The organism is Lunatimonas salinarum, assembly GCF_017811155.1.
GTDB lineage: Bacteria > Bacteroidota > Bacteroidia > Cytophagales > Cyclobacteriaceae > Lunatimonas > Lunatimonas salinarum.
In genome coordinates, this window is the sequence record NZ_JACVCV010000002.1 from 263,864 (window position 1) to 277,126 (window position 13,263).

At 46.1% G+C, this 13,263-nt stretch carries 8 protein-coding genes; 3 read left to right on the forward strand and 5 right to left on the reverse strand.

All coding sequences use genetic code 11. The annotated features are described in order from the left end of the window. The first annotated feature begins 158 nt into the window (after nt 1-158). A complete protein-coding gene (gene pckA / locus IAQ59_RS03070) occupies nt 159-1,742 on the forward strand; it encodes a phosphoenolpyruvate carboxykinase (ATP) (RefSeq protein ID WP_209329303.1) in 1,584 nt (527 codons plus the stop codon). Between the two features lie 2 nt (nt 1,743-1,744). On the opposite strand, the gene IAQ59_RS03075 is transcribed toward pckA, so the two are convergent. The 3 genes from IAQ59_RS03075 to IAQ59_RS03085 all read right to left on the reverse strand — a co-directional run bounded on the left by IAQ59_RS03075 (nt 1,745) and on the right by IAQ59_RS03085 (nt 5,287). Beyond that, nucleotides 1,745-2,740, reverse strand: a complete 996-nt coding sequence (locus tag IAQ59_RS03075; RefSeq protein WP_209329304.1) for an aldo/keto reductase — start codon at nt 2,738-2,740, stop codon at nt 1,745-1,747. Between the two features lie 197 nt (nt 2,741-2,937). After that, nucleotides 2,938-4,140: a GAF domain-containing sensor histidine kinase gene (locus tag IAQ59_RS03080; protein ID WP_209329305.1), complete on the reverse strand. Its 1,203-nt coding sequence runs from the start codon at nt 4,138-4,140 to the stop codon at nt 2,938-2,940. Nucleotides 4,141-4,204: 64 nt separating this feature from the next. Further along, on the reverse strand, nt 4,205-5,287 hold the full coding sequence (locus IAQ59_RS03085) for a sensor histidine kinase (protein WP_209329306.1): 1,083 nt from the start codon (nt 5,285-5,287) through the stop codon (nt 4,205-4,207). 208 nt (nt 5,288-5,495) lie between these two features. On the opposite strand from IAQ59_RS03085, the gene IAQ59_RS03090 reads away from it, so the two are divergent. Continuing rightward, complete coding sequence (locus tag IAQ59_RS03090; RefSeq protein ID WP_209329307.1) at nt 5,496-7,787, forward strand: hypothetical protein; 2,292 nt, start codon at nt 5,496-5,498, stop codon at nt 7,785-7,787. A 443-nt stretch (nt 7,788-8,230) separates the two neighbouring features. Here IAQ59_RS03090 and IAQ59_RS03095 read toward each other — a convergent pair whose 3' ends face one another. Further along, on the reverse strand, nt 8,231-9,565 hold the full coding sequence (locus IAQ59_RS03095; RefSeq protein WP_209329308.1) for an aminotransferase class V-fold PLP-dependent enzyme: 1,335 nt from the start codon (nt 9,563-9,565) through the stop codon (nt 8,231-8,233). Between the two features lie 246 nt (nt 9,566-9,811). Continuing rightward, nucleotides 9,812-11,278, reverse strand: a complete 1,467-nt coding sequence (locus IAQ59_RS03100; RefSeq protein ID WP_209329309.1) for a sulfatase family protein — start codon at nt 11,276-11,278, stop codon at nt 9,812-9,814. A 267-nt stretch (nt 11,279-11,545) separates the two neighbouring features. Between IAQ59_RS03100 and IAQ59_RS03105 the strand changes: the two genes are divergently transcribed. Continuing rightward, the gene (locus IAQ59_RS03105; RefSeq protein WP_209329310.1) at nt 11,546-13,234 is read left to right on the forward strand and encodes a sulfatase family protein; all 1,689 of its coding nucleotides are present in this window, start codon (nt 11,546-11,548) and stop codon (nt 13,232-13,234) included. The last annotated feature ends 29 nt before the right edge of the window (nt 13,235-13,263 follow it).

The window sequence follows — 13,263 nt, forward strand, 5'->3', positions numbered from 1 at the left end:
ACCCTCTTTTGCAATATAAACGCATCCCTCCTTTAGGTCACTAGGGGAGGGATCTATTTTTTATCCCCACGCTAGCTTGCTAAAAATCGTTCATGACTAGATTTTTCGCCGAAAATTTAATACTTTCATCGGTGATTCATCAGATAATAAAAAAAGCAATGGATTTTAATCTAAGACAATATGGCATCGAAGTAGCAAACATTCTCCGTAATGGTGAACGCTCCGTACTTTACGAATCTGCCATAAGGTTGGAACAGGGCTCGGCTATTTCCAGCACAGGCGCCTTGATGTGTTATTCAGGAAAGAGAACCGGCAGAAGTCCAAAAGACAAACGGATCGTCCGTCACAAAAAATCAGAAATGAATATCGACTGGGGCGCAGTGAACTTTGAAATGGACGAACATACGTTTATGGTTAACCGGGAGAGGGCGATCGACTACTTCAACACGAGAAATCACTTGTATGTCGTAGATGCCTTTGCAGGTTGGGATCCGAAGTACCGACTGAAAATCCGCATCATATGCACCCGGGCCTATCATGCCCTTTTTATGGAAAACATGCTTATCATGCCTTCGCTAGAGGAATTGGCTTCTTTTGGCGAACCAGATTACGTCGTATTTAACGGAGGTAGTTTTCCCGCCAACTCGTTCACCACCACCATGACATCCAAGACAAGTATAGGTTTGAGCTTGGAAAGAAAAGAAATGGTCATATTGGGAACAGAATATGCCGGAGAAATGAAAAAGGGCATTTTTTCCATTATGAACTACCTCATGCCATTGGAAAACGTACTACCGATGCATTGCTCTGCAAATGTGGGAGAATCCGGCGACGTAACAGTCCTGTTTGGGCTTTCGGGAACGGGCAAAACTACCCTAAGTGCCGACCCCAAGCGAAAACTGATTGGAGACGATGAGCATTGCTGGACAGACGATGGGGTCTTTAACATTGAAGGTGGCTGCTACGCCAAGGCAATTGACCTAAGCGAAGAACACGAACCAGACATTTTCAGAGCTATACGGTACGGAACCGTACTCGAAAACGTCGTATTTGACCCACAGACACGGATCGTTGACTATACCGACACCTCTATCACCCAAAACACCCGCGCATCCTATCCCATTGGATTCATCGAAAACACCCAAATACCCTGTCTAGCAGGACATCCCAATCATATCATATTTCTCACCTGTGACGCCTTTGGTGTACTTCCTCCGGTTGCAAGGCTTACACCGGAGCAGGCTAGCTATCACTTTATTTCCGGGTATACTGCAAAAGTAGCCGGAACAGAAATGGGTGTGCAGGAGCCATCTGCTACGTTTAGTGCATGTTTTGGAGCCGCCTTTATGATGTGGCATCCCAATGAATATGCCAAGCTTTTAGCCACCAAAATGAAAGAACACAATACCCAAGCATGGCTGGTTAATACCGGTTGGATCGGTGGCGACTACGGCACCGGCACCCGAATTAAACTAAAATACACCCGTGGGATCCTGGATGCCATTCATCGCGGGGATTTTGAGGGGGTTCCCAATCACGTTGAAGAAAACTTCGGGCTGTCCATACCCACTACCTGTCCTGGAGTCCCTTCCGAAATCCTTATTCCGGAAAACACTTGGTCGGACAAGGCCAGATTCCGGAAAATTAAGGATAAGTTGGTGCAATTGTTTATCGATAATTTTGCAAAGTTTGAATCTAAGGTAAGCCCTGAAATCCGGGGAGCAGGTCCAAAAAAACATTAAAATCACACCACGCGGGAATCGGTCTGCCACAAATCAGCATTTGCTCCCAAATACTCCTTTAGGGGGGTAGTAATACTGGTAAGCTCGTCGAAGAGTGCCGAATCGTCCGGCATTTCGTACGCTAAGACGTTCCTTCGAGCCTGATCGGCATTCCTACCCCCTACGATCACACCGCCAACGCCCTGTTGCTTTAGCAACCATGCCAAGCTTAGTGCACCCATATCCAATCCGTGCTCATCGGAAATTCGCTTTATCAATGAGATTGTCTGAAATGTTAATTCCTCACAACCTTTTTCTTGGTGCCGTGACATAGGGCGGTCTTTTGAAAAATGCCTGGTCCTCGCCCGATCGTCGGGTACTTGCGTCCAATCGGTAAATTTCCCCGTCAGGAGACCTTGCATGATGGGGGAATAGCAGAGCACCGGGACGTTGTCTTCAATGCACTGAGGCAGTACCTCGAATTCGATCGCACGAAAGAGCAAGTTGTAAGCCATTTGATTAGTGCTGATAGAAAATCCGGAGCGCCTGCAAGCGCTTAGGCTTTCGATTCCAAAATTTGACACCCCATAGGATCGAATTTTCCCCTCATCCTTTAACTTTTGAAGGGCACCAAGTGTCTCATCCAAGGGGACACTTGGATTGGGCCAGTGTAGCTGATACAGGTCAATGTAGTCTGTTTGGAGATTTCTAAGGCCTCGCTCACAGGCCCTGATTACATCGTCACCCGCAAAATCCTGAGGACCTACCTTTGAAGCGATGACAATGCGGTTCCTCTCCCCTTTCAACGCCTTTGCCAGAAGATTTTCGGAGTGTCCTCCACCATAGGCCTCGGCCGTATCAAAGCAGTTTACCCCGCTATCATAGGCCGCCCTCAATGCAGCTAAAGAATCCCTTTCATCTTGGGGGCCCCAGTTAAACCCACCTACGATAGCCCAACAGCCAAAAATCACACGAGATATTTCTATATCAGTATGCGGAAGCGTTATCTTTCTCTTCATTTGTTTATAGTTGCTTGATAAGTGATCACTTATTCTAAACCGAAAGATCGGAATAGGATTCATTAGGTAGAATTATCGTCCTAGCTATGCGTTTATCCTATATTTTCAATACCGTCCCACCAATCCCCTTTCGAAAGAAAAGGCAGGCTGTCATTCAAAATACACCTTTTAATTAACGGAGGTAGAGCCGACAGCAACTAACAGGGCAAGGTAACTCGAAATTCGGAGAACTCATTTTCTACCGATTCGATGATCATCCTTCCTCCCTGATCTGCCACAAGCTGTCTGACCACTGGAAGTCCAAAACCAAACCCCCTTTCTCCCTCTGTCCCTGTGGTAGATTCTGACTGCCCTGCGAGAATCGCATCTATTTTCTCCTTCGACATGCCTACCCCATTGTCTTTAACCGTAACCGAAATCTCGTTGGACCGATTGCCCAAAGCCAAAGAAAGAATGACTTTCACCTCTTTGCCCTTAGGCGTAAATTTGATCGCATTGGAAATGAGGTTTCCCACGATCTGTAATAGCTTCCCTTTCAAAAACGGCACATCCGCATTTTCCCCAGCAACCATTACATCTAGCTTGACCCCTTTTTGACTCCCCTGCGGAACATAAAGACTTAAGAGCTTTCCTTTAAATATATTCAAGGTATATTCATCCTGCGACACCTCTTTATAGGCTTTACTGGGTATCAACGCGTCTAAAAGAATCTGATCCGTCAAGTCCAACAAGGCCTGACTACTATTAAAAATATAATCGACTACCTGCAGTGTTTCGGTTAAGTCGGCTTTTCCACCCTTATCTTTGATTAGCTGGGACAAACCCAAAATCCCGCCGAGTGGCCCCCGGATGTCATGGGCTACTTTTTTTGCAGCTTCTTTGGCTTTGGCCGCCTCCTCTTCCATATGATGCATTTTCTTGATCAGAACAAGGCGATTTACCACCTCATCGGCGATGATTTTCAACATATCGATCTTTGAATCGTCGATGGTTTTAAGTTCCGTATCCAATACACAAAGAGCTCCGAGGTTGTTGCCATCCTCCGTCTGTAAGGGGATTCCCAAATAGTACTTTAACGCCTTTTCATCTACCGCAAAACCCTCATCCTTGAATCGACGATCCTCCAAAATATTGGAAACTTCAAAAGGCCTATCTTCGAGTATGGTGAATTGGCATATTGAATTCTCTCTGGGGATTTGTCCTGTTTCCATACCCTCCGCGGCCACGCTCCATTGAGTATATGAATCGATGATATTGACAAGGGAAAATTCCGTCCCGGCAATCTTTGCCGCTAATGCGGTAAGGTCTTTGAAATGATCCTCTAACTCATCATAAACCAACCCGTAATCATTTAATTCGAGGAGGCGTTTTAATTCGTTCGATGGAAGAGGTGCCTTCATAGGTAGTTATGGGGCCAAAAGCTACACCAAACAAAAATAACGCTTTCAAAAGGAAAAATCTAATTTATCTAAAGGTGATCACAAACTCCGCTCCCTCGTTTATGCGGCTTTTGAGGCTGATTTTACCCCCGAATGCTGTCACATGATTATGTATGAGGTATAAACCAATCCCATTGCTGTCCGGATGATCGGAAAATTTCTGACGAAACCCAAAAAGTCTATCTTGTACTTTATCCATGTCAAACCCAATTCCATTGTCTGCTACAACCAATTCCTTCTTACCATCTTGGCACCTTGTCAAAATGCTTATGGTAAGATCCTCCTCCACCTTTCTGTACTTTACAGCGTTTGTAAGCAGGTTTAAAAGAATGCTGTACATAAAGAGCCTGTTAAAAGAAACAGACTCCCACGCCGAAAAATCCGTGGTTATGGCCGCTCCGGATGAACCCAACAAAGACTCAATCGACATAATCACTTCATCCACAATTTGGGGCACATAAATAACTTCTTCCTTGACCTTCTGTGCATCGGCTTGCCCAAATTCGGCCAGGTAGTGGTCGAGTGTTTCCTTTAATTTCTTGACACTTAATCGCATCATCTCCAAAAACTCTTCTGTTTCTCCCTCACTGATCTTTGTATGATCCAAGAGCTCAAATATCGAAAGCATGTTATTTACCGGAGCGCGAAGATCATGGGAAGCGGTATAGTTCGCATGCTTCATTTCTTCTATGACCCCTCCCAGCTTTTCGATGATGATATTGCGGTCTACTTCCTGTTGCTTTTTTGCAGAAATATCCTTTGCAATGGCATAAATCAGCTTTCTCTCCGGGATTGGAAACGAGGTCCACGATAACCACAGCACTTTGCCTGATTTGGTTAGGTAGCGGTTTTCGAAATTTAGCAGTGGTTTCCCATAGCGAACATGATCTCTTCCCATCAATGTCGAGGCGCTGTCGTCATGAAAAACAAATGAGTCTATGGGGCTTTCAAGCAATTCTTGCTCAGAATACCCCATTAATTTTATCCATGAGGGGTTGAGCTTTTTAAAATACCCATCGTATCCAGCTATGCATAGCAAGTCCGGAGATTGCTGAAAAAATATGTTCAAATCGAATTCCGTCGTCATTCCCTCGCCACTGGTAACCATTTCCTTTTTGCTTTCGAAGAAGTCTTAAATTTAATCAAAAAATAGTGATTCATACTCATTTTGACTAACATTCGGGGAATTAGGTGTAATAAAAACCGGCTGACAGCATCCCCTGCCGGCGTGATGTATTTCGATACTTAGGGGTATTTTTTACGGTTTGCCAGTATATCTTCCAAAATTGCTTTTCAAATACCCAATCATTTCCCTTATGTCAAAAAAATGGAAGTTGCTTTTACTGATATGGCTGCTAGGAGTTGGCACGTTAAAAGCACAAGAAAAACCCCTTTGGAGACCGGTAGAGGATAAGATTTACCTTCAAGAAAAATCAAAGGTAATACAGACCTTAACGCCGGTTCAACAAATCGCCCTTCACCAAAACCGGGCATTCGCATTGATTGAACACCAAATCCACGAGCTGCAAGGAGATACTTTTTGGAAATTACCTCAGTCACCGCAAGGTGTGACCAAACTAAAAGTCTTGGGAGCCCATCTATTCGCCTTTGGGCCAGGCGGACTTTATAAGCTGGAGGAGAATGGTTGGAAAAAACTGGACGATAGATTCATCGTGGACATGTGTATGCACCTCTCTAATCCCCATGCTGCCACTGAGAACGAGCTATTTATACTTCAAAAAGAACAGCTCGTAAACATCATGCCGGAAGGCGGGTACCTGTCTAGTGACATCACGATGGTGATGGAGGATGGGACACAGCTATTAGCGGATCCCGTTCAGCTGGGTCCTATTACCGCAATAGAAAGCTATGCAGGTACCCTCCACATCTTACGACCTGGACAGCTCGTTCAGCTCGCCGGTGCGGTGGTTAATGAACATCTAATAGATTGGGGAAGCCTGCCCTCAATCCACACACGGGAAATGCTTTCCCTAGGCAGCCGTTTGCTGATAAGTACTGAACGTGGATTGGGCGTGCTTCGGGGAGCTTCCATGAGTGGAATTCGAGGATCAGACGGCCTTCCGGTAGAAAACACCCGGCAACTCGTACGGGGATTTTCAGGAGATGTATGGATTGGAACTCCTCGGGGAGCCATCCGCATGACTGGACAAGAATGGCATTACTTTGGAGCAGACCATTGGCTTCCCGATAACCACGTAAACAGCATCGCTGTAGGAGACAGTACCGTTTACATTGCAACCGACAAAGGGCTAGGAATAATCTCGTATGTGCCCTTCACCCTAGCCAAAAAAGCTGATCACTACGAACAATGGCTGGAGCATTGGGGACATAAGCGTCTTGGTTTTATCCACACCCTCTACGATTATAATGGCGAGTGGGTAAGAGAAATCAGCGACAACGACGGATCCCATACTGCTTCGTACCTCACTGCCATGAGCTACAAATACGCTGTCACCAAAGATGAAATAGCCAGAAGAGAGGCATCAGAAGCCTTCAAGGCAATGTGCTGGTTAGAGCGCATCACACCGATAGATGGACTAATCGCACGTTCTATTTGGTCAAGAAAGGGCGACACAGGTAGAATAGGGAAACGCGGATCTGGAGGACTACCTGCCAAATGGAATGCTACGGCAGACAGCCTGTGGTACTGGAAGGGTGACGCTTCTAGCGACGAGATCATCGCGCACTTTTACTCAGTATCTCTGTTCCATGACCTCGCCGCTGATGCCGAAGAGAAGGCACTTGCTAAAGAACACCTCCGCCGGATCGCAGGATATATCATAGACAACGGTTGGGTATTGATTGACTACGACGGACAGCCTACACGATGGGGCAGATGGAATCCGGAGTACCTACTTCGTCCCTACGGCTGGGAAGACCGGGGAGTAAACGGATTGGAGGCATTGGCATTTTCTTATGCAACCTATGCCCTTACCGGTGAAGAACGCTTCAAAAAAGGATATCAACAACTCATTGACTGGGGATATGCACAAAACACCATACGCCAGAAAAAGACGTTCCCCCCGTCCGAGATCGCACCATGGGACGACAACCTTGCTTTTGAAGCTTACAATACCCTCCTACGCTATGAAAAGGATCCCGCCCGAAGGTCGATCTATCTACGCAGCTTGGAGCGAACTTATGAGATCAAACGAATGGAACACATCCCATGGTTTAATTTCAGCTATGCAGCATTTACCGGAAATGACGCTGAATTAGAAGAAGCTGTACGGCATCTTCGAGAATGGACTTTGGACTGCATTGAACACAATTACCGAAATTCCCACCGAGACGACCTTTTCGTAGAGGATGGTTACACCTCCTACGAGGGTGGGCTCAAAGCCATCTCACCACGAGAAAAAAGTGTGACACGTGGGAGCAGAAGGGCAATCGTGCTCGATGGGGGAGTAAATAGCAAGCGTATCATGGAACCCGTTGGCTTCCTGCGTGATTATTGGATGGGCAGGTATTACGGTTTTATCAAAGCACCCGAGACTTCGGAAGAAGCCCTCCTAAAAGCAGATAACACACAAATGAAGGGGCAAGGAGCAAAACCCTATTCCGGATCTAACCGTCCTCACTTTTGACTCATAAACAGCTCATTTAACCTCTACGCTTACCAGGTGATTGTTCCAAGGTCAAACGAGCGTACTTTACACGCTTGTTTGGCCGATTGCCTTCCCAGAAATTTTCCATCGAACTTAGAAGGCCTGCGATCAATCGATTTTAAACCTCACAATGCACTTGAAATCGAGCACGACGCAAGCGACACACGGAGGGCTGCCCCGATGGCTATCGGGGAATTCGTGCGACCTGCCTGCCGGTAGGCAGGGATTCCATCTGACCGATTAAGAACAAATTATAAACAGGTGAAAATCACTTACTGGCGATTCCATCCGGAAACTTCGGAACTATTTCCGGAGCTGAAACTATCTTTGTAGGTTATTACCCCGTGTAGTATTCAATCTTCTAAAAAAACAAATACACCCTAATTATACACCATTGGAAAGTTCATTCTGAAAAAACCTCATTAGGATTCCTTTTCGCTTAAACCCGGTACGACTACAGATTCAGCAATTTTACCGAGGGCATGCACCAATCTATCGAGATCTGCCAGGCTAGTATAAACGTGCGGAGAAACCCGCACACAATCAATGTTGTGGTAAACAATGGAAGTAGTATGGATCCGGTAATCATTCAATAAAACATTTCCCAATTGAGCAGTTTTCATCCCTTCGACCGAAACACCCGCAATCGCACAACTAAACTCCCTTTTAAGCGACGTGTGCAGCTTTACGCCAGGTATCTGTAAGGCCTTTTCAGCCCAATAATTTTTCAAAAACCTAACCCGTTCTTCCTTCCGCTTACTGCCGATGGAATTGTGGAAATTCAGTGCCTCTCCGATTCCCTGCTCTATAGGAAAAGAACGGGTTCCAAGGGATTCAAATTTTCGGATATCACTACTCCTGGGGTTTCCATTGCATAATAGCGGCCAAACCTTGGAAATCTTCTCCCTTTTTATCCAAAGCATACCACTACCAATGGGAGCAGAAAGGTACTTATGCAGGCTGGTGCCAAAATAATCCGCCTCCAGATCGGGGATTCGAAAATCCAACAAGCCAAAAGAATGAGCCCCGTCCACTATCACTTCAATTCCCCGCTCGTGAGCCATGCGGCAGATCTTTTTCACCGGCATGATCTGTCCTACCCAATTCACCACATGAGTGACATGGATAATCTTGGTCTTTGAGGTAATGGCCTCACGGAATTTGAATACGATCTGATCTTCGTCTTCGATGGGGAAATCAAAACTCAGCCGCTTATAAATGATCCCTTCCCTTTCCGCCCGCTGCGCCCATGCCTGCATCATATTGGGATAGTCTTGATAGCTACCGATCACCTCATCGCCACGCTGAAGATCCAACCCAAAAATCACCGTGTTCAATGCCTCTGTAGCATTCCGGTTTACGGCTATTTCGTCAGCCTCACATCCCGCCAAAAGCGCTAACTTATCACGCAGTGGTTCCCTGCCCTGATCTAATATCCGCCACATGTAGTACGATGGCGCTTGATTTGAGAGTAGATTGTAGCGTTCCACAGCTTGCTGCACCACCAAAGGAGAAGGGGACACCCCCCCGTTGTTCAAGTTCAGGACTGGGGAAGAACTCGCTGTGTAGGCGCGCTGAATATGACTCCAATAATCCTCATTTTCCGCAAGCTCCACCGGAGAGAGGCCTTGGCAAAAAGCATCCATATCGCGCCACTCTTCCGCATGTAATTGGTCAAACAGGTTTGTGGCAGAAAATGCTCCGGTGAGAGCAAGTGCTTTCTTAACAAACGATCGGCGGTTTTCGGAATTCTTCATCGTCCAATGATTAAATAGATAGTTAAAAACGTAGTAAATAACGTATAAAATTATGGACTTTGGGCTTATTGAGAAATAAAAGTAACCCAAAGCAGCCCTTTTTGCAAAAATTGATCCTCAAACTGTGGACAGAATACAACACCTGTCTGAGAATGGGATAAACGGAGTGATTGGTAGATAGACGGAACCAATCGGCACAGAAAAACAAGAAACCAACGCCGCATACTCCTCATCCCCTAAACCATTCTATGGCTTTTCTCCAAAATACCGCTTAAGTATGTATTCCGGCTGCCATTGATCGGGCTTTCTTACCAACGTATCCGGGTCATAGGCTGTGGGTTTGACTTTAGCTGCAGTCAACGGATGATTGTCCCCATAATCCTCCTGCCACACGGTCATGAGTTTCATCAGTCGATCCAAGGTGCCTGCATGCGTACCAGACGCTGCCAGATTATTCAATTCCAAAGGATCATTTTCCAAATCGAAAAGCTGGGTATAATCCCGCTCAGGATAGCGAATGAGCTTCCATCGCTCATCCCTCACCGCCCTGACGGTATGCCGATATGCCGTAAATAAAGAATTTCTAACCTGTTGCTGGGTACCCTGGATGACTGGAACCAAACTCTCTCCCTCTACCTGATCGGAGACAGGTACACCCGTCAATTCAGCGAGTGTGGGATAGATATCGTGTATGTAGGCGAATGCATCAAACGCCTGATTCACTGCCACTCCGGGCCCTTTGATAACCAAGGGTACCTTGGTAGAATGCTCGTAGAGGCTTTGCTTTCCTAGTAAGCCATGGCTACCGGCTGCTAGTCCATTATCTGCGGCATAGACGATGATGGTATTATCATATTGACCGTTATCTTTTAGCGTCTGTATTATTCTGCCTATCTGATTGTCTAGATGGGTGATCAATGCGTAATAGTCTGAGAGAATCATTTGGATGACCTCGGGACGCCTGGGCCACCCGGTAAGATTCTCATCCCTTACGGTCAATTGATCAAACTCAAATGGGTGATGGGGCATGTAATTACCCGGCAACGGCAACGTACCGTCCGGGTAGTAGTTGTAGTAAGATACCTCGGGCGAATAAGGGTCGTGGGGAGCAGTAAACGCTACATAACAAAAGAAAGGTTTGTCCGGCTGATTTTTTGAGTGATCAGTCAGAAAATCAATGGCCGTTTGAGCAAAAACATCCGTGGAGTATCCTTTCTTAATAGGATCTCCGAGCCTGCCGTCGGCTCCAAAATCTCTTAGATTGATGCCATAGTGATCTGCCATACCTCCTAGGTAGACGTTTTTCCCATAATGAAAACTGGCCTCAAAAGCTTCCTTTTCATTGTGCCACTTTCCGGTACCATAGGTAGTATACCCTGCCTCTGCAAAGGCCATGGGCATGGTGTGTACCCCAGCCAGTCGGTCATATACCCGGAAAAAATTCATCCCACTCATCAACATAGCCCTACTTGCCATACAAATCGCACCGTGATGTCCTCCCATAACATAGGCATTCGTAAAACGGCTGCCCTCTCGGGCCAATTGATCAATGTTTGGGGTACGGATGTACGGATTTCCTGAAATCCCTAAGCCATCCGCCCGTTGGTCATCGGCAAATAAGAAAAGTACATTTGGCTTTTGCACCGGCATATCGGGTGTACTAAGCAGACTTTGGGCCAAAGCCCAAAAAAGAAAAACAACGGATGCATGCATTGATCAATAATTCAATTGTGAAAATAGGAGCCGTAATAGATTGCCCATTGGCTATCTAAGGTAACTACCATTATCCTATCCACCAAAAGAGGTCAATAGATTTGTTTGAATTAGGTATGTTTTCATTATCCTGTAATGAAAATCTGCAAATAATCCATTTACTTTGCTCTTTGTCCAAAGGCTCTAAATACGACAGCCAAATTCAACACAAGCAAGCCACCCTGGCAACCAATTACATCCCATCATCAAGTTTAAAAAACCTTTTACATGCAAAAACTCACCCATACCCTATTGGTTCTCACACTTTTTTTGCAATTTTCCTGCAACCAGAAGGACCCTGACCAGCAATCGAAAAGACCAAATATAGTCTTTATCATGTCAGATGACCACGCCTATCAGGCCATATCCGCCTACGACAATAGACTGATTGAAACGCCAAATATTGACCGAATTGCTAAAATGGGCATCTTGTTTACGAATGCCTCCGTTACAAACTCAATCTGCGCACCATCTAGGGCAACCATACTAACGGGAAAGCATAGTCACATTAATGGAAAAGTAGACAACCATTTCCCTTTTGACACCACCAATGTCACCTTTCCGCAACTGCTGCATGAGGCCGGCTATCAAACGGCTATGTTTGGAAAGTTGCACTTTGGCAACAATCCAAAAGGCTTTGACCAATTTAAAATATTGCCTGGACAGGGCGCTTACTACAACCCCGACTTCATCACCAAAGAGGAAGGCACCGTGCGCGTGGAAGGTTATGTAACGGATATTATCACCGACATGACGCTGGATTGGTTGGAAAACGACCGAAAAGAAGACCAACCATTTTTGCTAATGTACCTGCATAAGGCGCCGCACCGGGAATGGCTTATGGCAGAACGACACGTTGAAGACTTTACACGTCGCACGTTTCCCGAGCCTCCCACCTTATTCGACGATTACGCTGGTCGGGGCAGGCCAGCTAGGGAAGCAGAAATGAATCTGCTTACCGACATGCATTGGGCGGGAGATTCAAAAATTTACCCCGAGGTCATGGACGAATTGGGGATCGAAGGGACTTCAAGCTGGGACAAGGAAGCCTTTGACCGGGAAGTGGGGCGAATGAATGAAACGCAGCGTGCCAAATGGGATGCCGCCTACCGCGTGATCAACGAAGAATTTAAAAAAGCCTACCCCTCCATGACACCGGAGGAACAAATGAAATGGCGCTACCAGCGGTATATGCAGGATTATTTGGGAACCATTCAATCGGTAGATGAAAATGTGGGAAGGGTGCTCGACTACTTAGATGAAAACGGTCTGATGGAAAACACCATCATCGTATACACCTCCGATCAGGGCTTTTACCTAGGCGAACACGGATGGTACGATAAACGATTTGTATACAATGAATCCTTCAAGACCCCGCTACTGATGGCTTGGCCTGGCAAAACTCCTCAAGGCATTCGCTCAGATGCCTTGGTACAAAACCTGGATTTTGCCCAAACCTTCTTGGAGGCGGCCCAACTGACTCCCCCGGCAGATATGCAGGGCCAAAGCCTAATGCCCTTTCTCACGGGAACGGGTGAGGATTGGCAGCGGGACGCCGTGTATTACCATTACTACGAATACCCCTCCATCCACATGGTAAAGCGCCACTATGCGATCATTACCAAAGAATATAAGTTGGTGCATTATTACTTCGACACCGATGAATGGGAACTGATCGACCGGAAAAACGACCCCCACGAATTAAAAAATGTATACGAAGATCCTGCCTATTCGGAGATTCGGAAAACACTGCACGAAAAACTCGATGCGCTAAGGGAAAAATACGGGGACAATTCGCAAATAAGCCAGCAATACATCGATGAATATTTGGACTTCTTGGAAGAACGCAGAGGGTATGCCGGAGCAAAAGACACTACCTTGGTAAACAAGATATTCCAGAACAGAAACAGAAATTGATGTTTATCAATTGGATGCACTACCTCGAC